Raw genomic sequence first — 21,602 nt, 5'->3', positions numbered from 1 at the left:
TCGGGCGGGCCTTGGCAAGACCGGCCCGGGACGGTTCCGCGAGGGAAGTGTGCCGCGGGGCCTTCCCCCGGTGGCGGCGCCCATTTATCGTGCGGCCCATGGCTGATCCCACCTTCATTCACCTGCGCGTCCACACCGAATACTCCCTGCTCGAGGGGGCGGTGCGGCTGAAGAAACTGCCCGGCCTCGTCGCCGGCCACGGCATGCCGGCGGTGGCTGTGACGGACACCGACAACATGTTCGCCGCGCTGGAATTTTCCGTGGCGGCCATGGAGGCGGGCGTGCAGCCCATCGTCGGCTGCCAGGTCTCGGTGCTCGACTTCGGCGAGGCGGTACAGGGCCGCCAGATCCCGCGCCCCGCGCCGCTGGTCCTGCTGGCGCAGTCCGAGACGGGATATGAGAACCTGATGAAGCTGAACTCGGCGCTCTACCTGCGCGAGGGCGGCGACCTGCCGCACGTGACCCCGGGCGAGTTGGCGGGCCATGGCGAGGGGCTCATCTGCCTGACGGGGGGGGCGGACGGCCCGGTGGGGCGCCTGTTGCAGCAGGGTGCCCGCGACAAGGCCGAAGCGCTGATGGCCGAGCTGGCCGCGATCTATCCCGACCGCCTGTATGTCGAGCTTCAGCGCCACCCGGGCGAGGGCGGCGCGCTGCCCGAGGCCGAGGCCAGAACCGAGCGCGGGCTGGTGGAAATGGCTTATGCCATGGACCTGCCGCTGGTCGCGACCAACGACGTTTATTTCCCGAAATCCGAGATGTACGAGGCGCATGACGCGCTGATCTGCATCGCCGACGGCGCCTACGTGGACCAGAACGAACCGCGCCGCCGCCTGACGCCGCAGCATTACCTGAAATCGCCGGCCGAGATGGCGACGCTGTTCGCCGATCTGCCCGAGGCCATCGAGAACACGGTCGAGATCGCGCGCCGCTGCGCCTTCGCCGCCTACAGGCGCGACCCGATCCTGCCGAGATTCGCAGATGACGAGGTCGAGGAACTGCGCCGCCAGGCGGTCGAGGGTCTGAAGGCCCGTCTTGCGGTCATCCCGCACGCCGCTTCCGTCGAGGAATACGAGAAGCGGCTGGAGTTCGAGCTGGGCATCATCGAGGGGATGGGCTTTCCCGGCTATTTCCTGATCGTGGCGGACTTCATCAAGTGGGCCAAGGACCACGATATTCCCGTCGGTCCCGGCCGCGGCTCGGGCGCGGGCAGCCTCGTGGCCTACGCGCTCACCATCACCGATCTCGACCCGCTGCGCTATTCGCTGCTGTTCGAGCGGTTCCTGAACCCCGAGCGGGTCAGCATGCCCGACTTCGACATCGACTTTTGCATGGACCGCCGGGAAGAGGTGATCCGCTACGTCCAAGAGAAATACGGCCGCGACAAGGTGGGCCAGATCATCACCTTCGGCGCGCTTCTGTCAAAGGCCGCCGTGCGCGACGTGGGCCGCGTGCTGCAGATGCCCTACGGGCAGGTGGACCGGCTGTCGAAGATGATCCCGGTCGAGGGCGTGAAGCCCGTGAGCATCGAGAAGGCGCTGGCCGACGAGCCGCGTTTGCGCGAGGAGGCCAAGAACGAAGAGGTCGTTGCCCGCCTTCTGGACTACGGCCAGCAGGTCGAGGGGCTGCTGCGCAACGCCTCGACCCACGCCGCCGGTGTCGTGATCGGCGACAGGCCGCTGGACGCGCTGGTGCCGCTTTACCGTGACCCCAAATCGGACATGCCGGCCACCCAGTTCAACATGAAGTGGGTCGAACAGGCGGGGCTGGTGAAGTTCGACTTCCTGGGCCTTAAGACGCTGACGGTCATCCAGAACGCCGTGGACCTGATCAACCAGACCCGGCCCATCCACATCGCCGCCGACGGAACCGAGCTCTATGCCCCGGCCCCCGGCGCCGAGAACCAGATGAACCTGATCCCGCTGGACGACGAAAGGTCATACGCGCTTTACGCCAAGGCCAAGACCGTGGCGGTGTTCCAGGTGGAATCCACGGGCATGATGGACGCGCTGCGGCGCATGAAGCCCACCTGCATCGAGGATATCGTCGCGCTGGTCGCGCTCTACCGGCCCGGTCCGATGGAGAACATTCCGAAATATTGCGAGGTCAAGAACGGCCTTTCGGAGCGGGACACGCTGCACCCATCGGTCGATCACATCCTCGACGAGACGCAGGGCATCATCGTCTACCAGGAGCAGGTGATGCAGATCGCGCAGGAAATGGCGGGCTATTCGCTGGGCGGCGCCGACCTGCTGCGCCGCGCCATGGGCAAGAAAATCCAGGCCGCCATGGACGCCGAGAAGCCCAAGTTCCTGGCGGGGGCCAAGAAGAACGGGGTCGACGAGAAGACGGCGCAAGAGACCTGGGCGCTTCTCGACAAGTTCGCCAACTACGGCTTCAACAAGTCCCACGCGGCGGCCTACGCGGTCGTCAGCTACCAGACCGCGTGGCTGAAGGCGAACCACCCGGTCGAGTTCATGGCCGGCGTCATGAACTGCGATATCCACCTGACCGACAAGCTGGCCGTCTACGCCGAAGAGGTGCGCCGCGGGCTTGATATCGAGATCGTGCCGCCCTGCGTGAACCGCTCGGCCGCGGCATTCTCGGTCAAGGACGGCGCGGTGGTCTACGGTCTCGGCGCGCTGAAGAACGTCGGCCTCGACGCCATGCAGCTGATCGTGGCCGGTCGGCGCGACCAGGACGGGTCGGCGGCGGACCAGGTGCGTGGCGCGGCGGGCGCGGATGGCGAGGTCATGGCGACGAAGCTGGCCGCGCAGGACAGCGGCACCGACCGGCCCTTCGCCACGCTCTACGACCTGGCGCGGCGGGTGGACCTGAAGCGCGTCGGCAAGCGGCCGATGGAGATGCTGGCCCGCGCCGGTGCCTTCGACCAGCTGGACCCGAACCGCCGGCGAGTGTTCGAGAGCCTGGATGCGCTGGTGGCGTACTCGGCCGCGATACACGAACAGAAGGCCAGCGCGCAGGTGTCGCTGTTCGGCGAGGCGGGCGAGGACCTGCCCGAGCCGCGGTTGTCGCCCGTGGATGACTGGCTGCCCGCAGAACGGCTGGCCGAGGAGCACAAGGCCATCGGCTTCTACCTGTCGGGCCACCCGCTGGACGACTACATGCCGGCGCTGAAGCGCAAGGGGGTGATGACCTTCGAGGCGCTGGGGCAGGAGGCGCAGGCCGGTCCCAAGGCCGCCAAGATCGCCGCCACCGTCTCGGGCCGGCAGGAGCGCAAATCGGCCAAGGGCAACCGCTTCGCCTTCGTACAGGCGAGCGACCCGACAGGCCTTTTCGAGACGATGGTGTTCTCGGACACGCTGGAGGCGTCGCGCGACCTGCTGGAGCCGGGATCGAACGTGCTGATGCAGGTCGAGGCCACGGTCGAGGCCGAGCAGCTGAAACTGCTCTGCCGGTCGGTTCAGCCCATCGATCAGGCCGTTGAGGACGCGGCAGGCGGGGGCCTTCTGGTGTTCATCTCGTCGGACGAGGCCATCGGCCCGGTTGCGGCCGTGCTGGACCGCGCCAAGGCCGAATCGCGCATCCGTGCGCGCGGGCCGGTGAACCTGTGCCTGATGGATCCGGACCTGCCGGGCGAGGTCGAGGTCACGCTGGGCGATGCCTTCCCGGTGACGCCGCAGATCAAGGGCGCGCTGAAGTCGCTGCAGGGGGTCGTCACGGTGGACGACATCTGACGGGCGGGCGCGCGGCCTACCAGTGCGGCGGGCGCTGGTCCCCCAGGGGGATGCTGCCGCCCTGGTCGTATTCGCGCCCGGCCTCGCGCTCCATCAGCATCGCCACGCGCCGCTCCAGCAGCGCGATGCGGTCGTCCTGCCGCGCCACGGTATCCGACAGGTCGTCGTTCACCCGCTCCAGGTGCGCCAGCCGTTCTTCGATCGCCGTCATGTCCATGCGCGGCCCTTACCATGCGGGCTTGCCACGGGCCAGCTTCCTTGCACGCCCGGTGGCGCTGGGCTAGACGAGCCGCGTCCGATTGACCGCCCGGAAGGGACCCATGGCGAAGCATAAAAAACAGCCGCGCCCCAAGGCCGTGACGCCGAAGGGCTTTCGCGATTATTTCGGCGCGGAGGTGACGCGCCGGGCCGATATGCTGGCCCGGATCGCGCGGATCTATCATCGCTATGGCTTCGACGCGCTCGAGACGTCGGGCGTCGAGACGGTCGAGGCGCTGGGCAAGTTCCTGCCCGACGTGGACCGCCCGAACGAGGGCGTCTTTGCCTGGGAGGAAGACGGCGACTGGCTGGCCCTGCGCTATGACATGACAGCCCCGCTGGCCCGCGTCGCCGCGCAGTATCGCAACGACCTGCCGTCGCCCTATCGCCGCTATGCCATGGGGCCGGTCTGGCGCAACGAAAAGCCCGGGCCGGGGCGATTCCGCCAGTTCTATCAATGCGATGCAGACACGGTGGGCAGCGCCTCCATGGCCGCCGACGCCGAGATCTGCGCCATGTTGTCGGACGTGTTCGAGGAGCTGGGCCTTGGCGGGGACTACATCATCCGGGTGAACAACCGGAAGGTCTTGAACGGCGTGATGGAGGTCGCGGGCATAGGCGGCCCCGAGCACGAGGCCGAGCGCGGCATTGTACTGCGCGCCATCGACAAGCTCGACCGGCTGGGCGAGGACGGCGTGCGCGCGCTTCTGGGCGAGGGCCGAAAGGACGACAGCGGCGACTTCACCAAGGGCGCGGGGCTGGACGATGAACAGGCCGGCGTGGTGATGGGGTTCATGGGCGCGCTCGGCGCTGACGGGGCCGCGACGCTTGCGAACCTCGACCGCCTGGTCGCGGACTCCGAGGTCGGCCGCGAGGGCGTGGATGAACTCCGCCAGATCGCCGATCTGCTGGCGGCCCAGGGCTACGGCCCCGACCGCATTGTCATCGACCCGTCGGTGGTGCGCGGCCTCGGCTACTATACCGGCCCGGTCTACGAGGCCGAGCTGACCTTCGAAGTGACGGATGAGAAGGGCCGCCCGCGCCAGTTCGGCAGCGTGGCGGGCGGCGGGCGCTACGACGACCTGGTCAAGCGCTTCACGGGGCAGGAGGTGCCGGCCACCGGCGTCAGCATCGGCGTCGATCGCCTGCTGGCCGCGCTGACCATGAAGGGCCGCTTCGACGACGCCGAGGATGGCCCCGTCGTTGTGACCGTGATGGATAAGTCGCGCCTCGCGGCCTACCAGGCGATGGTGTCGGATCTGCGGAAGGCCGACATCCGGGCCGAGCTCTACCTCGGGAACCCCAAGAATTTCGGCAACCAGCTGAAGTATTGCGACAAGCGCGGCGCCCCCTTCGCCATCATCCAGGGCGAGGACGAGGCGGCGCGCGGCGTGGTGCAGATCAAGGACCTGAAGCTGGGCGCGCGCCTGGCCTCCGAGCTCAGCCACGAGGAATGGCGCGACCAGCCCGCGCAGTTCGAATGCCGGCTCGAGGACATGGTGTCCGAGATCAAGGCGCGGCTGGGATGACATTGCCCCCCAAGGCCACCGAGCGGGCCGAGGCCGAGCGGCTGCTGGCGCTGTTCCTCGACCACGGCGCCGAGCGGGTCGAGCCGGACCTCCTTCTGCCCGCCGACACGCTGCTGGATCTCTACGGCGAGGATATCCGCGCGCGCGCCTTCGTCACCCCCGGCCCCGACGGGGGCGAGGCGATGCTGCGCCCGGACTTCACTGTGCCGGTGGTGCAATGGCACATGGCCCGCCGGGGGGACCCCGCGCGCTATGCCTATGCCGGGTCGATCTTCCGCCGCCAGCCCGACCCGTCGCGTCCGCACGAATACCTGCAGGCGGGGTTCGAGCTGTTCGGCCACGACGCGGCCGAGGCCGATGCCGAGGTCTTCGACCTGATCCACGCGCAGGTGGCCCATCTGCGTCCGCGCATCGTGACCGGGGACACCGGGATCCTGACCGCCGCGGTCATGGGGCTCGAGACCACCGCCGACCGGCGCAACGCTTTGCTGCGCCATATCTGGCGGCCGCTGCGGTTCCGCGCGCTGCTGGACCGGTTCTCGGGAAAGACACCCGTTGCCGCGGCGCGCGCGGACCTGCTGGCAGCGGCGGAACCATTCGCGGAGTCCGGCCCCGAGATCGGGCTGCGGAGCCGGGCCGAGGTCGAAACCCGCCTGGCCGCCCTGCGCGCAGATGCCGCCGCACCGCCGCTGGCCGCCCGCGACGTGGGGCTGATCGACGATATCCTCAGCCTCAGCGCGCCCAGTGACGCGGCGCTGGAACGGCTGCGCGACATCGCCGTGGACCTGCCCGCGATCACGCCCGCGACCGACGGGCTGGCCCGCCGGCTGGACGCGCTGGACGCGCGCGGGATCGCGCCCGCGCGGCTCCGGTTCGAGGGCAGCCATGGCCGCAGCACCATGGAATATTACGACGGGTTCGTCTTCACGCTCAGCCTGCCGGACCGTCCCGACCTGCCGCCCGTGGCCACCGGCGGCCGCTACGATGCGCTGACCCGCGCGCTGGGCGGCGGCGACGGCATGCGCGCCGTGGGCGGCGTGATCCGCCCCGGAGTGATCCTGGAGGGCACGGCATGATCAAGCTCGGCGTGCCGTCCAAGGGGCGGCTGATGGAGAAGACATTCCAGTGGTTCGCCGAGCGCGGCATCACCATGGAAAAGGTCGAGGACCGCGAATACGCCGGTCGCGTCAGCGGGATCGACGGGGTCGAGATGGTCCTGCTGTCGGCGGGCGAGATTCCCCGGGAACTGGCTGCCGGCCGCATCCACCTGGGCGTCACGGGATCCGACCTGGTGCGCGAGAAGCTCGCCGGTTGGGACAGCCGCGTGGAAGAGCTGGCGCGCATGGGGTTCGGACACGCCGACCTGGTGATCGCGGTGCCGAATTTCTGGGTCGACGTTGACACGCTGGACGACCTGGATGCCGCCGCCGCCGCGTTTCGCCGCCGCCATGGCCACCGGCTGCGCATCGCCACGAAATACCACCGGCTCATGCGCGAGTACCTGCGCGGGCACGGGGTTGCCGACTACCAGCTTGTGGACAGCCAGGGCGCGACCGAGGGCACGGTGCGCAACGAGACGGCCGAGGCGATCGCCGACATCACCTCGACCGGTGAGACCCTGCGCGCCAATCACCTGAAAACCCTGTCCGACGGACCCGTGCACGCCAGCCAGGCGACGCTGTTCCGCGCGGTCGACGCGCCGTGGGACGACGCGGCGCAAGCCACGCTCGCCGATCTGCGCGGCCGGCTCGGGGTCTGATCCTGGCCTAGCGCACGCCTATCTCGGCCAGCGCGGCCATCAGCTTGGGCGGCAGGTCCGAATCGCCCTGCGTCGCCCGGCCCAGGTCGGCGGGGGCGTCCTGCGGTTGCAGGTAACGCCAGCCCTGGAAGGGGCGCTTGGGGGTCGCCTCGGTGCGGATCACCTCGTCCGACAGCAGGATCGCGCAACGGCGGATGCCGTCATCTCCCCTGAGCTCGTCGAAGCCCAGGATCCGCTGGCGCGCCAGGATCACGCCCTGGATCACCCAGTACATCGACCCGCCATCCAGCAATTCGTCGACCCGCTTCGGAAACATGCGCGTGACGTGGTAATACTGCCCGTCGCGCCGCTGTTTCGAGCGGTGCTGCTGCCAGTCGATCAGCTGGTCGAAGGATTCGGACCCCACGCTCAGCTTCAGCATGTGCAGTTTTGCCGACATCGCGCATTTACCCCCTGACTTATCCACAATCCTGTGGCGGACACCCCGTCCAATACCCTATATAGAGACTCCGTCGCCGCAGGACCATGCGGCGAAGCCATCCCATGCTGCGAAAGAAGGCCCGCCATGACCCGCTTTGCCGCCCCCATCTCGGAACAGATCTGGGACATGAAATACCGGCTGAAACAGGCGGACGGCACGCCCGTGGACCGCAGCGTCGAGGATACCTGGCGCCGTATCGCCCGGTCCCTGGCGACGGTCGAGGATGACGCGGAAGCCTTCGAGGCCGAGTTCTACTCCGCGCTGGAGGACTTCAAGTTCCTCCCCGCCGGACGCATCGTGGCGGGCGCGGGCACCGACCGCAGCGTGACCCTGTTCAACTGCTTCGTCATGGGCACGATCCCCGATTCGATGTCGGGCATCTTCGAGCATCTGCGCGAGGCCGCGCTGACCATGCAGCAGGGCGGAGGAATCGGCTACGACTTCTCGACCATCCGGCCCAAGGGCGCGAACGTGCATGGCGTGGCCGCCGATGCGTCCGGGCCGCTGTCCTTCATGGACGTGTGGGACGCCATGTGCCGCACCATCATGTCGGCGGGCGCGCGGCGCGGCGCGATGATGGCGACCTTGCGCTGCGACCACCCCGATATCGAGGCCTTCATCGAGGCCAAGTCCGACCCGGCCCGCCTGCGCAACTTCAACGTCAGCGTGCTGGTCACCGACGCCTTCATGGAAGCCGTGAAGGCCGATGAGGCGTGGGAGCTGGTCTTCGACGGCAAGGTGATGAAGACGCTTCAGGCGCGCGACCTGTGGAACAAGATCATGCGCGCGACCTACGACTACGCCGAGCCGGGCGTGATCTTCATCGACCGCATCAACAAGGCCAACAACCTCGCCTATTGCGAGACCATCGCGGCGACGAACCCCTGCGGCGAACAGCCGCTGCCGCCCTACGGCGCGTGCCTTCTGGGGTCTGTCAACCTCGCGCGGCTGGTCGGCGACCCGTTCGGCCCCGACGCCGCGCTGGACGACGCCGCGCTGGAGCGGCTGGTGGCCAGCGCTGTGCGCATGATGGACAACGTGGTCGATGCCTCGCGCTTCCCGCTGGAAGAGCAGGCGCAGGAGGCCGCGGCCAAGCGCCGGATCGGCCTGGGCGTCACCGGGCTGGCCGACGCGCTGGCCATGGTCGGCGTGCGCTACGGCTCGGAGGAGGCGGCGCGTCTGACCGAGGACTGGATGCACCGGATCGCCCGCGCCGCGTATCTGACCTCGGCGCAACTGGCGGCCGAGAAGGGCGCATTCCCGCTGTTCGATGCAGACAAGTACCTGGCCTCTGGCGCGCTGGAGCACATGGACGACGACGTGAAGGACGCGATCCGCAAGCACGGCATCCGCAACGCCCTGCTGACCAGCGTCGCGCCCACCGGCACCATCAGCCTGTTCGCCGGCAACGTGAGCTCGGGGATCGAGCCGGTCTTCGCCCATGCATATACCCGCAAGGTCCTGCAGAAGGACGGGTCGCGGACCGAGGAAGAGGTCGTGGACTACGCCGTGCAGATGTGGCGCGACCGGAACGGAGATGCCGACCTGCCCGACCATTTCGTGAGCGCGCAGACACTCGATCCCATGGAGCACGTGCGGATGCAGGCGGCGGCGCAGAAATGGGTGGATTCGTCGATCTCGAAGACCATCAACTGCCCCGAGGACATCAGCTTCGAAGCCTTCAAGGACGTCTACATGGAGGCCTACGAGACGGGCTGCAAAGGCTGCACGACCTACCGCCCCAACGCGGTGACCGGCAGCGTGCTGAGCGTGAGCGAGACCGCCGACGCCAGCCCCGCAGCGGCGCAGAAAAGCGAGGAGGGCGAGGTCATCTACATGTCCGAGCCGCTGAGCCGTCCGCAGGCGCTGGAAGGGTCGACCTACAAGCTGAAATGGCCCGGTTCGGAGCACGCGCTCTACATCACGGTGAACGACCTGATCCAGAACGGCCACCGGCGCCCCTTCGAGATCTTCGTGAATTCGAAGAACATGGAGCATTTCGCCTGGACCGTGGCGCTGACCCGCATGATCTCGGCCGTGTTCCGCCGCGGCGGCGACGTGAGCTTCGTGGTGGAAGAACTCAAGGCCGTCTTCGACCCCCGCGGCGGCGCGTGGATGGAGGGCAAGTACATTCCCTCGATCATCGCGGGCATCGGCGGCGTGATCGAGCGGCACATGATCGCCACCGGCTTTCTCGCCGGTGAAGGTCTGGGCCTGAAATCCGATCCGCAGGCCCAGGTGGTCGCGCTGGGCAGCACGCCCGCCAAGGCCTGCCCCAGCTGCGGCAGCTTCGAGATGCGCATGGTCGAAGGCTGCATGACCTGCGCCGCCTGCGGCCACTCGAAATGCGGGTGAGCAGACAAGCGGCGTAGCGATCAGCGCTACGCTGGGCAGCACAGATTGTTGGAGCGGCTCTCTTCTCGTGAGCCGCTCCAACCCTGGCCGAAATCCAGAGCCTTCAGAGTAGGAGCGGGCGGAATTCAGGCGCGGGCGGAGGGGCTGGCCTCGCGGCTGACCTTGCGCAGGCATTCCGCGAACACGTCCCGGGCAACATTGATCGGAGCTGTCTGTGACACGCTGATCCCGACAGGCCCCGATAGCAGCGGCGATTGCAGGGCCACCGTGACCAGTGCGCCGGCGGCAAGGTCGTCGGCCACCACCGCGCGCGAGATGAACCAGACCGCATCCGACAGGCGCACCACTTTCCCGCCCACCGGCAGGGCCACCGTTTCGATATCGGCGCGTAGGGCTGGCAGGCCGATACTGGCCAGGTACCGCTCGACCGTGGCCGCGATCACGGCGCCGCGTGGCGGCAGGATGAGCGGGAAATCCGAAAGGCACGCTTCGGGAGAGGGGGCGTCAAGGATCGGGTGGCCGGCACGACAGACCAGAACGACGTCTTCCAGGTAGAATTGCTCGAACGTGACACCGGCCGCCACAGGTTGTTCAGGCATCCGCCCGACGACCAGATCGACCGTGCCGTCGCGCAGGTGGTTGAACAGAAGCCAATTGGGCCCGGTCAGCACGTGCAGCGTGGCCCTTGGCATGGCATCGCGGAAGGCCAGCGCCGCCCGGGGCACGAGATCTGCCGCCGCGGTCGGGAGCGTGCCCACCGACAGCCGCGTGGCGGTCCCGCCGTCCCGCGCCAGACGGTCCTTGCCGCGCATGAGTTCGGACATCGACGCGGCGGCATGGGACTGGAAGATGCGGCCATCATCGTTCAGCCGCAGGCCGCGGCCCACCCTGTCGAACAGACGGGTGCCCAGGATGTCCTCGAGCTCCTTGAGGCTTTTCGACACGGCGGGCTGCGTGATGCCGAGCGTGTCTGCGGCTTTCGAGATGCTTTCGGCGCGCGCGATCTCAAGGAAGGACCTGATGTGGCGAAGATGCAGGCGACTGTGCCAATTCATTCTCAAATGGTTATAGGTGTCGCCCAATTTTTCAATATTTATCCCCAGTAATTTATATTATCGTCGGCTCGTCAAACCGGAGGAGGGGGCTGACGTGACCACACGATACGAAGACGGGATGGCGACCCGGCGCGCCGTGCTGGGCGATGCCCACGTGGACCGGGCCGAGGCGGGCAAGACACCCTTCGACCAGCCGTTCCAGACCATGATCACCGAGGGCGCGTGGGGCACCGTGTGGTCCGACCCGACCATCCCCCACCGCGAGCGGTCGATGCTGACGTTGGCGCTGCTGGCGGCTTGCGGAAATTTCGACGAGATCCCGATGCACATCCGCGCCACGGTCAACACCGGCGCCAGCAAGGATGACGTGATGCAGGCGTTCCTGCACGTGGCGGTCTATGCGGGTGTGCCCAAGGCCAACCATGCGATCAAGCTGGCCAAGGCAACCTTTGCCGAGATGGAGGGCGAAACCCCATGAAGACCCCCGCCGAATTCTACATGCGCGACCGGTCCATCCACCCTCCGGCATACGCGCCCGCCTACAAGACATCCGTCGCGCGCAGCCCGAACCAGGCTCTGATCTCGCTGGAGAACACGGTGTCGGAAATCACCGGCCCGCGCTTTGGCCACGGGGACATCGCCGAGGGCGACAACGACCTGCTGACGAATTATGCCGCGGCCGGCAAGAGCGCCATCGGCGAGCGCATCATCCTGCACGGCCGCGTTCTGGACGAGAACGCCAAGCCCGTGCGCAACACGCTGGTCGAGGTCTGGCAGGCCAACGCGGGCGGGCGGTATCGCCACAAGAAGGACACGTATCTCGCGCCGATGGATCCCAATTTCGGCGGCTGTGGGCGCACCCTGACCGACGACGAAGGGTACTATTTCTTCCGCACGGTGAAGCCCGGCGCCTATCCCTGGCCGAACCAGGTGAACAACTGGCGCCCCGCGCATGTGCATTTCTCGGTGTTTGGGACGGCCTTCGCGCAGCGCCTTATCACCCAGTGCTATTTCGAGGGCGACCCGCTGATCCCGATCTGCCCCATCGTGCAGACGATACCCGACCCGGCCGCGATCGACCGGCTGACCGCACGGCTGGACATGAACGCGACGATCCCCTTCGACGCCATCGCCTACCGCTTCGACATCGTGCTGCGCGGCCGTCGCTCGACCCTGTTCGAAAACCGGCTGGAGGGGAACTGAACCATGGCGAACCCACTGGACTACCTCAAGGAAACCGCGTCGCAGACCGCCGGGCCATACGTTCATATCGGCCTCGTACCCAGCGACACGGGCATCGAGATCTACGACCACGAGCTGGGCCGCGACATCACGGGCCCCAATGCCACGGGCGAGCGGATCCGCGTCGAGGGGCGCGTGCTGGACGGCAACGGCGCCGCGCTGAAGGATGTGCTGATCGAGGTCTGGCAGGCCAATGCCGAGGGCGTCTATGCCCACCCCGAAAACTCGGGCACGGTCGAGGACGGCTTTCGCGGCTGGGGCCGCGTGATCGCCGATTTCGACAGCGGTGAATGGTCTTTCGAGACGGTGAAGCCCGGCGGTGTGCCGGGCCGGTCCGGCAGCCGGCAGGCGCCACATATCAATCTCTGGATCGTGGCGCGTGGCATCAATATCGGCCTGAACACGCGGCTTTACTTCGACGACGAGGGGACGGCCAACGCGGCCGACCCGGTCCTCGGCCGCGTCGACCCGCCCCATCGCCGCGCCGCCCTGATCGCCACCCGCGACGACAGCGGCGCGATGCCCGTCTATCGCTTCGACATCCGCCTCCAGGGCGATGGCGAAACCGTGTTCTTCGACATCTGAGACTGCCATGACCCAACCCTGCATCATCTGCGTCGCCATCACCGGATCGCTGCCCAGGAAGGCCAACAACCCCGCGGTGCCCATCACCGTCAGCGAACAGGTGGAAAGCACCCACGAGGCGTTCGAGGCCGGGGCCAGCATCATGCACGCCCATGTGCGCAACGACGACGAGACGCCGTCCTCGGACCCCGAGAAGTTTGCGCGGCTGAAGGAAGGCGTGGAAAAGCACTGTCCCGGCATGATCATTCAGTTCTCGACCGGCGGGCGCTCCGGCGCGGGGCAGGCGCGGGGCGGGATGCTGCCGCTGCGGCCCGACATGGCGTCGCTGTCGGTGGGGTCGAACAACTTCCCCACGCGCGTCTACGAGAACCCGCCCGACCTGGTGGACTGGCTGGCCTCGGAAATGGTGGAATACGACATCAAGCCCGAGATCGAGGCCTTCGACCTGTCGCATATCTTCCAGGCGGCCAAGCTGCGTGCCGAGGGCAAGATCGCCGCGACACCCTACGTGCAGTTCGTCATGGGCGTGCAGAATGCCATGCCCGTCGACGGCGCGGTGTTCGATTTCTACGTCCAGACGGTCAAGCGGCTGTTCGGCGACGATGCGCCGTGGTGCGCGGCCGGGATCGGGCGGCACCAGGTGACGTTGAACGAATGGGCCATCGCGGCGGGCGGTCACGCGCGCACCGGGCTCGAGGACAACGTGCGGATCGACAAGGACCGGCTGGCGCCGTCGAACGCAGCACTGGTCCGGCGCACGGCCGAGATCTGCGCCGCGAACGACCGGCCCGTGGCCACGCCCGCCGAGGCGCGCGGTTTGCTGGGCCTTCGGGCCGTCCCGGCGTGATGGACCGCCACACCGAGCCATCGGGGGTTCCATGCGCCGGTTCCTGAACGTGGGCGGCAAGACCCTGCACGCGGAGCTGCGCCCGGGCGACGGCGGGCGGCCCATCGTCTTCATCAACTCGCTGGGCAGCGACCTGCGGATCTGGGATGCGGTGCTGCCGGGCCTGCCCGCCGACGCGCCGGTGCTGCGCCACGACAAGTGCGGGCACGGCCTGTCGTCTGGCGGAACCGACAGCATCGCCGGTTTCGCGCAGGACCTGGCCGACGCCATGGACCAGGTCGCCATGGCGGGCGCGCTGGTCGTCGCCCTGTCCATCGGCGGGCTGATCGCGCTGCAACTGGCGCAGGACCGGCCCGACCTGGTCGGCGGCCTCGTCCTGAGCAACACGTCCTACAGGATCGGCACCGACGAGATGTGGCAGGCCCGCATGGATGACCTCGACGCCCTTGGTCTGCCCGCCATGTCCGCCGGCGTGATCGAACGGTCGCTGTCGCCCGGGTTCCGGGCCGCCCACCCGGTGGCGACCGAGGGCTGGCGCATGATGCTGGCGCGGACACCGCAGCCCGGCTATCGCGCCGCCTGCGCGGCGATCCGCGACGCGGACCTGTCGGCCGTTCTGCCGCGCCTGTCGTGCCCCGTGCTGTGCATCGCCGGGTCCGAAGATGTCACCACCCCGCCCGGTGTCGTCGCCGACCTGGCCGAACGGATCCCGGGCGCGGCGATGGTCGAGCTTGAGGGGGTCGGGCATCTGCCCTGTCTCGAATTGCCCGCCCGCGTGGCCGAACTGGTGGCCGGGATGCACGGGCGGCTGTCTTGAGCGACGTGTTCTCTCACCCCTGGCTCGGCGGGCTTTTCGGCGATCCCGAGATGGCGGAACTCTGGTCCGCCGAGGCGCAGCTCGCGCATTACACCGTGTTCGAGGTGGCGCTGGCCCATGCGCTCGAGGCGGCGGGCCGGGTTCCGCCGGGCCATGGCGCCGGTGCGGCCGCGTCGCTGGCCGACCACGCGATCGACCCCGTTTCATTGGCTGGGGACGTGGCGCGCGACGGCCTGCCGATCCCGGCGCTGGTGCGCCGCTGGCGCGCGGCCGATCCCGAACACGCCGACGCGATCCACACCGGGGCCACGTCGCAGGACGTGATGGACACCGCGCTGGCACTGACGCTGCGGGCGGTGTCGGACCTGCTCCTGCGGCGGCTCGGCGCGCTGGACACGGCGCTGGGTGATCTGAGCGACCGGTTCGGGGATCGCCCGCTCATGGGGCGGACGCGGATGCAGGCGGCACTGCCGATCACGGTGTCCGACCGGCTGCGCGACTGGCGCGCGCCGCTTGCCGCGCAGGCAAGGCGTCTCGAGGCCGCGCGCGCCGATGTGGAGCGTTTGCAACTGGGCGGCGCCGTGGGCACGCGCCACGGGTTCGGCGCCGACGGGCAGGTCATTGCCGATGCGATGGCGGAGCAACTGGGTCTCGCCAGCCCCGACCACGCCTGGCACAGCGACCGGGGCGGCGTCGCCCATTACGCGGCCTGCCTGTCGGGCATCTCGGGCACGCTGGGCAAGATGGGCCAGGACATCGCCCTGATGGCCCAGCAGGGTCTGGACGAAATCCGCATCGCCGGCGGCGGCGGGTCCTCGGCGATGCCGCACAAGTCGAACCCGGTGCTGGCCGAGCTGCTGGTGACGCTCGCGCGGCTCAACGCGGGATACGTTTCGGGCATGCAGAACGCGCTGATCCACGAGCAGGAGCGCTCGGGTGCCGCGTGGATGCTGGAATGGGCGCTGCTGCCCCAGATGGCGCTGGTGACCGGGCGGTCCGTCAGTGCCGCGCAAGCGCTTTGCGACACGATTGAGGACATGGGCGGCAGCTGAGCGGCCCCGCAAGGGGCCACGTCCTTCGCGGTTCGGGTCACACGGCCGGCGGCGGGGACAGCGCCGCCAGGCCGGCGAGCAGCAACGCGGCCGCCAGCCCGCATGCGATGGTCCGGGCCGTGTTCCAGAACGTCCAGCGCGGCAGGTAGGTGCCGGTCCAGTAGTGCCGGGTCGATGCCTGCGACAGGTCCATGCCCGCCAGTGTCTCGTTCATCGGCACGTTGAAGACCACCGTGACCGCAAAGCAGCCCAGCAGGTAGACGATGCCCGCCGCCGCGACCAGCGCGGCCGGTGCTCCGTCGAGCCAAAGGGCGGCATGGACAACCAGCAAAAGCGACACCGCAGCCAGCCCAAGGAACAGGGCCATGAAAACCCAGCGGAAAACCTCGCGGTTGATCGCCTGCATGGCCTCTGCGCCGCCCTGTCCGCTGGTGCGCGATAGGGCCCGCATGATGAAGTCCGAGAACGCGAGGAAGACACCGGCGACCAGCGCGTAGGCGAGGACGGCGACATGGGCGAGAGCAAGGATGAGAGGCGACATGGGGTGGTCTCTTGTGATGTGAGGGGCGGCGCGACCGAGTTGGCCGCGCCGGGTGCATGGTCATTGCGCGGCGCCGGGCGCGGGCGCCCACAGCCGCCGGCGAAACGCGGCGATCAGAAGCGCGGCGATGGCGATCTCGACTGCGAGGGCCGCGATCACGCTGCCCGAGGGCAGGCCGTCGAAAACCAGGCCGACCAGTCGCCCCGCCGGGAAGGCGACGAACACCGTCAGTGCGACGGCCAGCGAGACGGACAGGAGCCTGCCGCGCCTGATCCCCAGCAGCATGAGAATGCCGAAGGTTGCCAGCCCCGCGCCGGGTGCGCGCAACTCGCTCAGCAGGTTGGGGTTATCGCCAAGCGCGATGCCGTAGCTTGCGTAGAAGCCGTGCGGCGCAAACAGGATGGAGGCGCCGATGGCGAGAGCGGTGAGACCGGACAGGCCAAGCGCGATCTTCTCGAAACGGGTGAGTTCCATGGCAATTTCTCTCCAAGGTGGCGTCAGGCTGCACTCGTCCAAGCGCCGACACGGGCCGCGGCGTGCGCGAAGTCGGTGAAGTCGCGGGGCGGGCGTCCCAGCGCCTGCATCACGCCGTCCGTCGTATGGGCGTTCCGCCCGTCGAGGGTTTCCCGCGCGATGCCGGTGAAGACGTCGGCCACGAAATCGCCCCCGGCCTGCGCGACGTTGGCGTGGAATTCCTCGAAGGTGATCGGCAAATGCCAGATCTCGCGGCCCGTCGCCTGCGAAAGCGCCGCGGCCATCTCGGCGAAGGTCATCAGGCGCGGGCCGGTGACCTCGTAGAGTTGGCCCCTGTGGCCATCCTCGGTCAGCGCGGCGACCGCGACATCGGCGATATCGTCGATGTCGATGATCGGCTCGGCAATGTCACCGCCCGGCATCGGCAGGACGCCCGCCAGGATCGGGTCGCGCAGGTAGCCTTCGGAGAAGTTCTGCGCGAACCAGGCCGCGCGAACGATGGTGAAATCGACGCCCGAGGCGCGGATCACGTTCTCGCCGAGCCGCGCGTGGTGCTCGCCCCGGCCCGACAGAAGCACGAGATGCTCGACCCCGACGTCGCGGGCCGTCTCGCAAAGCGACTCGAGCTTCTCGACCGCGCCGGGAAAGGCGAGATCGGGAAAGTAGGTGACGTAGGCGGCGCGCGCGCCGGTCAGGGCGGGCGCCCAGGTCTCGGGGGCCTCCCAGTCGAACGGGGTTGCCGCGTTGCGCGCACCGCGGCGCACGGCGACGCCGCGCGTCTCGAGGCGGCTTGCGACGCGGCGACCGGTCTTGCCGGTGGCGCCAATGACGAGGATCGGTCGGTCTTGCATGGGTCATCTCCCTGGCTGTCGGTTTCGGTAGCCAAGGGGATAGACGGACAAGGCCGGTGCGATCTTGACCGCGCGTGCCATGGTTTTGACCCGCGCCGCCAACGGGCTGTCAGGAACCCGCGCGTTGCTTGCGGTAGCTTGCCGGCGTCGTCCCCATCCAGCGCTTGAAGGCACGGGTGAACGCGCTCTGCTCCGAGAAGCCGGTGAGGAAAGCGATTTCGGCCAGGGTATGCCTGTCGTCGCGCAACAGCCCCTCGGCCAGATCGCGACGCGTCTCCTCTGCCAGGGCGTGGTAGCTCATCCCGTGTTCCGACAGGCGCCGGTGAAACGATCGCGCGCTGAATCCCAGGCTGCGCGCGATCTCGGCCATCTTCGGAGTGCCCTCGCTGAGCGCTTGCGCGATCGCATCCTTGGCCCGGCGCACGACTTCGGGCGCATCCGGAATCCGCGACAGCTCGGCGTCGAGATGCGAGACGAGGTAGCGGGAGATGCCCTCGTCCCCCAGGATGTTAGGCCGGGCGAGCGTTTCGTTGGAAAAGAGGATCGCGTCGAGTTCCGCGTTAAAATGGACCGGGCACCCGAACCACGCCTCGTGCGCGGTCACGCGGCGCGGCGCGGCATGACGGACCAGGACGGTCATGGGTGCGACGGGCACCGGGCTGACCTGCCGGGCGATCGACACGGCGCTGGCGAGGGTCGCCTCGTTGGAAAGCCGCAAGCCCAGGCGCCGCGCGCCGGCCCGGTGCAGGATGAAGAGGGTCCCGCCCGCGCTTGGGCGCAGCTCGTACTCGACCACGCTGGTCCAGAGCCGGGCGTATCGTTCGACCCGTGCGTAGGATGCGCCAAGGGTTGTCGCCGCCTTGAACGCCAGCCCCAGCGCTCCGTATTCGTCTAGCCGCATGGAGGCTCCGGTGCGCACTGGAAGATCCGTCACGTCGATCTGCTCCGCCATCCGTTCGAGCATGGCGTAATAGCTCTCGGCGGTGATCATCGCCTTCGGGTCCCAGGGGCCTGCGGGGTCGATCCCGATCAACAGAAGCAACGCGTCTGCATCGATCCGGTCGCCGGCCGCGGCCACCATCTTGCGAGCGAAAAGCGACGTCACGTATCCCATGACCGCGAGTCTACGTCGCGCGCTTCTGTCGGCCAAGTTCGGGCGAACGATCCGGCATGCGCGCCGGGCAGGGGTCACCCTCGGCACCGCGCCGCGCCCTTTTCGGATCGTGACACGACAAATCTGGAAGTCAAACCGCCGTCTCGAAGTCGTCACCTGAAAAGGGAAAATGGCTGGGGTGGTAGGATTCGAACCTACGGTACACGGTACCAAAAACCGCTGCCTTACCGCTTGGCTACACCCCAACGCGAGAGTGCTTTTAGGCAGGGCGCGCGGGGGACGCAAGGGGGTCTGTCGGCGAAACTGGCGAAATCGCAGGCCGGTTTCGTGGCGCCGAGAGGGACGCCCCGAGTGGACCCCGGGCCGACCGTGCGGCGCCACGCGGAACAGCGTCGGGCGCGGCGGCCGTGGGGCGGCGGCGTGCACGGTGTCACGCCGCCCAGGTCCGGGCGGTTCGGCGGCTAGGCCGAGACCTGTTCGCGCAGGATCGACGCCGTGAGCGCCAGCAGCAGGTAGAGCCCGGCAAAGACCAGGAAGGCCAACAACGTGTTCTCGAAGGCGCGCGGGTAGCTGGGCTCGTCCGGTGCGACGGGCGTCACGCCCAGTGACAGGTAGCGGGTCTGGCGGTTCGCCTCGAGCCGGGCGGTTTCCAGCTGTTGCAGGGCCTGCTGCATCAGGGTGGTGCGCGTGGCCAAATCGGTTTCGGCGATGCGCAGCTCGGCCGATACGCGCGCCAGCGACTCGGCGCTGCCCGAACCGTCGGTCATCTGCGACCGCAGGTCGTCGACCACGGCCTGCAGGCGTTCGATCTCGCCTTCGACGCCAGACAGCCGTGCCTGGTTGGGGCGCCGGTTGGCCAGGATCGACTGCCGCTCGATCTGCTTCTCGCGCAGCTGCGTCTCGAAGGTGGTGATCTGGCCCATGACCGAGCCGGACTCGGCTGCCGGATCCAGTACGCCCAGCCGTTCCTGCAGCTCCAGCACGCGGTTCTGGGCGGCCAGCATCTTGGCCTCGGCCTCGTCGAAGCTGGCGCGGGCGTCGGCCATCTGGTCGCCGCGCAGCCGTTGGGTCAGGTTGTCGACGCGTTCCTCGGCGTAGTCGATCAGCCGGCGGGAGTATTCCGCGCTGGTCTGCGGATCGGCGGCGATGACCTCCATCTTCACGATGCCTTCGGTGGGGTCATAGCCGATTTCGACCACGTCCTCGTACATGGCGTAGGTCTGTTCCATGCTGGCGTCGTCGGGAAGCCGCTGGATCGGATCGATGAAGTCCTGGCTGAAATGCGCGCGGAAATCGGCGTCCTCGTTCAGTCGCATCATGGCGTCGCGGGACATCAGGTAGCTTTGCACCGCGATGCTGTCCTGCGAGGTGGCGAACCCGGTCCCCGAGAAAAGGCCGCCCAGCCCGCCGCCGCCCGAAGCCTCGGCCTGCTGGATCACGAACTCGGTCTGGGTGGCGTACATGGGCGTCGCCACCTTGAAGTAGTAGTAGCCGGCGATCAGCGTGGGCAGCGCCACGAAGAAGGCCAGTCGCGCGGTCAACAGCGCCAGCTTGCGGCGGCGGCGCTTGGCGATGTCGCGCTGGATCTCCTGGATCTCGGCGGTGCGGCGATTGCCGCGCTCTTGGCGGAACCGGTCGGTCTCGGTCGCGGGAAGCTTGTCGCGTGCCACGGTCTGGGGCAGCTGGACCTTGTCCGGCGCAGCGTCGGGGGTGGGGCGGGCGTCGGGCACCACCAGTTCCAGCATCGTGGCGCGTTCGAACGGGTCGATGCCGCGCTTGCGCAGCTGGCGCACCGCGTCGAAATCCGACGTGGCCGCGATGTCGTGCTTCTGCGCCAGCCGCCGCGCCATGCGCAGCTGTCGCCCGGTCAGCCCTTCCTTGCGGATGGCGGCCAGGTCGGTTTCGGCGGCGACCTGCGAGGGCGGGTCCATCTCGGCGGGCGGGCTGTCGGCGCGGGCCTGCTTGCGGCCGGTCGCGGCGGGGAAGGCCTCGCGCATGGGGCGTGGGGCTGCATCGTTGCCGTCCACGAAGGTGCCGGTCTTGCCGGACGCGGTTCCGGCGGGGCGCACGCTGGCGGCGGGCCGCTGGCGTGGGTTCGGTGCCGCCGGTGCGCCGTCCGATGCGGCCGGCTTCGGGGTGCCTTGGGCGTTTGCTGCGGGCTGTCCCTCCGTCGCGGACGCGGCGCTGGCCAACGGGCTCGACTTGCGGATGCGAAACTTCTTAGCTTTGGGTTTCGTAGTCATAAAGACGCTTCGCCTCTTCCAGGGTGTCGAACTGGTGCAGTGTCCCGTTCATCAGCACCGCCGCCGAACGGCAGAATTTCTCGAGAATCTCGGGCTGGTGGCTGACCACGACGATGGTCGCGGCGTCCAGCCGTTCGCGCAGGATGTCGCCTGCCTTGCGGTTGAACTCGGCATCCATGGTCGATGGCATCCCCTCGTCGATCAGGTAGATGTCGAAATCCAGTGCCAGCAGCAAGGCGAAGCTCAGCCGCGACCGCATGCCCGCCGAGTAGGTGCCCACCGGCATGTCGAAATATTCGCCCAACCCGCACAGCCAGCGGCAGAACGCCTCGAGGTAGTCGGGGTCGAGCCCGTAGAGCTTGGCGATGAAGCGTGCATTCTCGCGGCCCGACAGCCGGTTCACGACCCCACCCATGAAGCCCAGTGGGAACGAGATGCGGCTGGTGCGCCGGATCGACCCATCGTCCGGTTTCTCCAGCCCGGCCATCATGTTGATTAGCGTGGTCTTGCCGGTCCCGTTGGGGGCCAGGATCCCCAGCGAATGGCCAAGCTCCACCCGGAACGACGCGTGGTCGAGGATCACCTTGCGGTGACTGCCCGTCCAGAAGGACTTCGAGACGTCGTTAAATTCGATCATCGTCGCGTCGTTGGCCTCAATGCATCCGGTCCAGCCTTATTGCGGCGTGGTTCGCACCACTCTAGGC

The 21,602-nt window shown here is 68.3% G+C and carries 20 protein-coding genes and 1 tRNA gene; 11 read left to right on the top strand and 10 right to left on the bottom strand.

What is annotated here, in order from left to right; all coding sequences use genetic code 11:
- The first annotated feature begins 98 nt into the window (after positions 1–98).
- Complete coding sequence (gene dnaE, locus BMX96_RS10920; protein ID WP_091845515.1) at positions 99–3,695, top strand: DNA polymerase III subunit alpha; 3,597 nt, start codon at positions 99–101, stop codon at positions 3,693–3,695.
- Positions 3,696–3,711: 16 nt separating this feature from the next.
- Here dnaE and BMX96_RS10915 read toward each other — a convergent pair whose 3' ends face one another.
- Entirely contained in the window at positions 3,712–3,906 is a 195-nt protein-coding gene (locus BMX96_RS10915; RefSeq protein ID WP_073129647.1) for a SlyX family protein, read from the bottom strand.
- Between the two features lie 109 nt (positions 3,907–4,015).
- On the opposite strand from BMX96_RS10915, the gene hisS reads away from it, so the two are divergent.
- The 3 genes from hisS to hisG are packed head-to-tail and all read left to right on the top strand — an operon-like array spanning position 4,016 to position 7,241.
- Positions 4,016–5,482, top strand: a complete 1,467-nt coding sequence (gene hisS / locus BMX96_RS10910) for a histidine--tRNA ligase (RefSeq protein WP_091845514.1) — start codon at positions 4,016–4,018, stop codon at positions 5,480–5,482.
- Positions 5,479–6,558: an ATP phosphoribosyltransferase regulatory subunit gene (locus BMX96_RS10905; protein WP_091845513.1), complete on the top strand. Its 1,080-nt coding sequence runs from the start codon at positions 5,479–5,481 to the stop codon at positions 6,556–6,558. The genes hisS and BMX96_RS10905 overlap by 4 nt, the downstream gene beginning before the upstream one ends.
- The gene (hisG, locus tag BMX96_RS10900; protein ID WP_091845512.1) at positions 6,555–7,241 is read left to right on the top strand and encodes an ATP phosphoribosyltransferase; all 687 of its coding nucleotides are present in this window, start codon (positions 6,555–6,557) and stop codon (positions 7,239–7,241) included. Before BMX96_RS10905 ends, hisG begins: the two co-directional genes overlap by 4 nt.
- Positions 7,242–7,248: 7 nt before the next feature.
- On the opposite strand, the gene BMX96_RS10895 is transcribed toward hisG, so the two are convergent.
- On the bottom strand, positions 7,249–7,680 hold the full coding sequence (locus tag BMX96_RS10895; protein WP_091845511.1) for a DUF1489 family protein: 432 nt from the start codon (positions 7,678–7,680) through the stop codon (positions 7,249–7,251).
- Between the two features lie 126 nt (positions 7,681–7,806).
- Between BMX96_RS10895 and BMX96_RS10890 the strand changes: the two genes are divergently transcribed.
- A complete protein-coding gene (locus tag BMX96_RS10890; RefSeq protein ID WP_091845510.1) occupies positions 7,807–10,077 on the top strand; it encodes an adenosylcobalamin-dependent ribonucleoside-diphosphate reductase in 2,271 nt (756 codons plus the stop codon).
- 125 nt (positions 10,078–10,202) lie between these two features.
- On the opposite strand, the gene pcaQ is transcribed toward BMX96_RS10890, so the two are convergent.
- Entirely contained in the window at positions 10,203–11,132 is a 930-nt protein-coding gene (pcaQ, locus tag BMX96_RS10885; protein WP_091845509.1) for a pca operon transcription factor PcaQ, read from the bottom strand.
- A 94-nt stretch (positions 11,133–11,226) separates the two neighbouring features.
- On the opposite strand from pcaQ, the gene pcaC reads away from it, so the two are divergent.
- Genes pcaC through BMX96_RS10855 form a run of 6 tightly spaced genes read left to right on the top strand, consistent with a single transcriptional unit; the run spans position 11,227 to position 15,675 of the window.
- Entirely contained in the window at positions 11,227–11,610 is a 384-nt protein-coding gene (gene pcaC / locus BMX96_RS10880; protein ID WP_091845508.1) for a 4-carboxymuconolactone decarboxylase, read from the top strand.
- Entirely contained in the window at positions 11,607–12,335 is a 729-nt protein-coding gene (pcaH, locus tag BMX96_RS10875) for a protocatechuate 3,4-dioxygenase subunit beta (RefSeq protein ID WP_091845507.1), read from the top strand. The genes pcaC and pcaH overlap by 4 nt, the downstream gene beginning before the upstream one ends.
- A gap of 3 nt (positions 12,336–12,338) precedes the next feature.
- Positions 12,339–12,959, top strand: coding sequence for a protocatechuate 3,4-dioxygenase subunit alpha (gene pcaG / locus BMX96_RS10870; RefSeq protein WP_091845506.1), 621 nt, complete (start codon positions 12,339–12,341; stop codon positions 12,957–12,959).
- Between the two features lie 7 nt (positions 12,960–12,966).
- Positions 12,967–13,806 carry a 3-oxoadipate:acetyl-CoA acetyltransferase gene (locus BMX96_RS10865; RefSeq protein ID WP_091845505.1) on the top strand — a complete coding sequence of 280 codons (840 nt, stop codon included), beginning with the start codon at positions 12,967–12,969 and terminating at the stop codon, positions 13,804–13,806.
- Positions 13,807–13,837: 31 nt separating this feature from the next.
- Positions 13,838–14,623: an alpha/beta fold hydrolase gene (locus BMX96_RS10860; RefSeq protein ID WP_091845504.1), complete on the top strand. Its 786-nt coding sequence runs from the start codon at positions 13,838–13,840 to the stop codon at positions 14,621–14,623.
- A gap of 5 nt (positions 14,624–14,628) precedes the next feature.
- Positions 14,629–15,675 carry a 3-carboxy-cis,cis-muconate cycloisomerase gene (locus BMX96_RS10855; RefSeq protein WP_236737040.1) on the top strand — a complete coding sequence of 349 codons (1,047 nt, stop codon included), beginning with the start codon at positions 14,629–14,631 and terminating at the stop codon, positions 15,673–15,675.
- 37 nt (positions 15,676–15,712) lie between these two features.
- Here BMX96_RS10855 and BMX96_RS10850 read toward each other — a convergent pair whose 3' ends face one another.
- From BMX96_RS10850 to BMX96_RS10820, 7 genes are all read right to left on the bottom strand, one after another.
- Positions 15,713–16,216 carry an anthrone oxygenase family protein gene (locus tag BMX96_RS10850; protein ID WP_091845502.1) on the bottom strand — a complete coding sequence of 168 codons (504 nt, stop codon included), beginning with the start codon at positions 16,214–16,216 and terminating at the stop codon, positions 15,713–15,715.
- 60 nt (positions 16,217–16,276) lie between these two features.
- Positions 16,277–16,690: a DUF4345 domain-containing protein gene (locus tag BMX96_RS10845; protein ID WP_091845501.1), complete on the bottom strand. Its 414-nt coding sequence runs from the start codon at positions 16,688–16,690 to the stop codon at positions 16,277–16,279.
- A 23-nt stretch (positions 16,691–16,713) separates the two neighbouring features.
- The gene (locus BMX96_RS10840) at positions 16,714–17,541 is read right to left on the bottom strand and encodes an NAD(P)H-binding protein (RefSeq protein ID WP_091845500.1); all 828 of its coding nucleotides are present in this window, start codon (positions 17,539–17,541) and stop codon (positions 16,714–16,716) included.
- A 109-nt stretch (positions 17,542–17,650) separates the two neighbouring features.
- Positions 17,651–18,622, bottom strand: coding sequence for an AraC family transcriptional regulator (locus BMX96_RS10835; RefSeq protein ID WP_236737036.1), 972 nt, complete (start codon positions 18,620–18,622; stop codon positions 17,651–17,653).
- 203 nt (positions 18,623–18,825) lie between these two features.
- Positions 18,826–18,900 (bottom strand) — tRNA-Gln (locus BMX96_RS10830).
- A gap of 216 nt (positions 18,901–19,116) precedes the next feature.
- Positions 19,117–20,724 (bottom strand): KpsE/RkpR family capsule polysaccharide export protein, encoded by a 1,608-nt coding sequence (locus BMX96_RS10825; protein WP_330220639.1) that lies wholly within the window; start codon positions 20,722–20,724, stop codon positions 19,117–19,119.
- A gap of 151 nt (positions 20,725–20,875) precedes the next feature.
- The gene (locus BMX96_RS10820; protein WP_091845497.1) at positions 20,876–21,535 is read right to left on the bottom strand and encodes an ABC transporter ATP-binding protein; all 660 of its coding nucleotides are present in this window, start codon (positions 21,533–21,535) and stop codon (positions 20,876–20,878) included.
- Positions 21,536–21,602: the final 67 nt, after the last annotated feature.

Source organism: Palleronia pelagia (assembly GCF_900110115.1).
GTDB classification, from domain to species: Bacteria; Pseudomonadota; Alphaproteobacteria; order Rhodobacterales; family Rhodobacteraceae; genus Palleronia; species Palleronia pelagia.
Note: the sequence above shows the minus strand (reverse complement) of the source record. Positions and strands in the feature narration are given on the sequence as shown.

Coding starts and splice junctions, on each gene's coding strand:
- dnaE (WP_091845515.1), top strand. CDS start 99: ATGGCTGATCCCACCTTCATTCACCTGCGCGTCCACACCGAATACTCC.
- BMX96_RS10915 (WP_073129647.1), bottom strand. CDS start 3,906: ATGACGGCGATCGAAGAACGGCTGGCGCACCTGGAGCGGGTGAACGAC.
- hisS (WP_091845514.1), top strand. CDS start 4,016: ATGGCGAAGCATAAAAAACAGCCGCGCCCCAAGGCCGTGACGCCGAAG.
- BMX96_RS10905 (WP_091845513.1), top strand. CDS start 5,479: ATGACATTGCCCCCCAAGGCCACCGAGCGGGCCGAGGCCGAGCGGCTG.
- hisG (WP_091845512.1), top strand. CDS start 6,555: ATGATCAAGCTCGGCGTGCCGTCCAAGGGGCGGCTGATGGAGAAGACA.
- BMX96_RS10895 (WP_091845511.1), bottom strand. CDS start 7,680: ATGTCGGCAAAACTGCACATGCTGAAGCTGAGCGTGGGGTCCGAATCC.
- BMX96_RS10890 (WP_091845510.1), top strand. CDS start 7,807: ATGACCCGCTTTGCCGCCCCCATCTCGGAACAGATCTGGGACATGAAA.
- pcaQ (WP_091845509.1), bottom strand. CDS start 11,132: ATGAATTGGCACAGTCGCCTGCATCTTCGCCACATCAGGTCCTTCCTT.
- pcaH (WP_091845507.1), top strand. CDS start 11,607: ATGAAGACCCCCGCCGAATTCTACATGCGCGACCGGTCCATCCACCCT.
- pcaG (WP_091845506.1), top strand. CDS start 12,339: ATGGCGAACCCACTGGACTACCTCAAGGAAACCGCGTCGCAGACCGCC.
- BMX96_RS10865 (WP_091845505.1), top strand. CDS start 12,967: ATGACCCAACCCTGCATCATCTGCGTCGCCATCACCGGATCGCTGCCC.
- BMX96_RS10860 (WP_091845504.1), top strand. CDS start 13,838: ATGCGCCGGTTCCTGAACGTGGGCGGCAAGACCCTGCACGCGGAGCTG.
- BMX96_RS10850 (WP_091845502.1), bottom strand. CDS start 16,216: ATGTCGCCTCTCATCCTTGCTCTCGCCCATGTCGCCGTCCTCGCCTAC.
- BMX96_RS10845 (WP_091845501.1), bottom strand. CDS start 16,690: ATGGAACTCACCCGTTTCGAGAAGATCGCGCTTGGCCTGTCCGGTCTC.
- BMX96_RS10840 (WP_091845500.1), bottom strand. CDS start 17,541: ATGCAAGACCGACCGATCCTCGTCATTGGCGCCACCGGCAAGACCGGT.
- BMX96_RS10835 (WP_236737036.1), bottom strand. CDS start 18,622: ATGGTGGCCGCGGCCGGCGACCGGATCGATGCAGACGCGTTGCTTCTG.
- BMX96_RS10820 (WP_091845497.1), bottom strand. CDS start 21,535: ATGATCGAATTTAACGACGTCTCGAAGTCCTTCTGGACGGGCAGTCAC.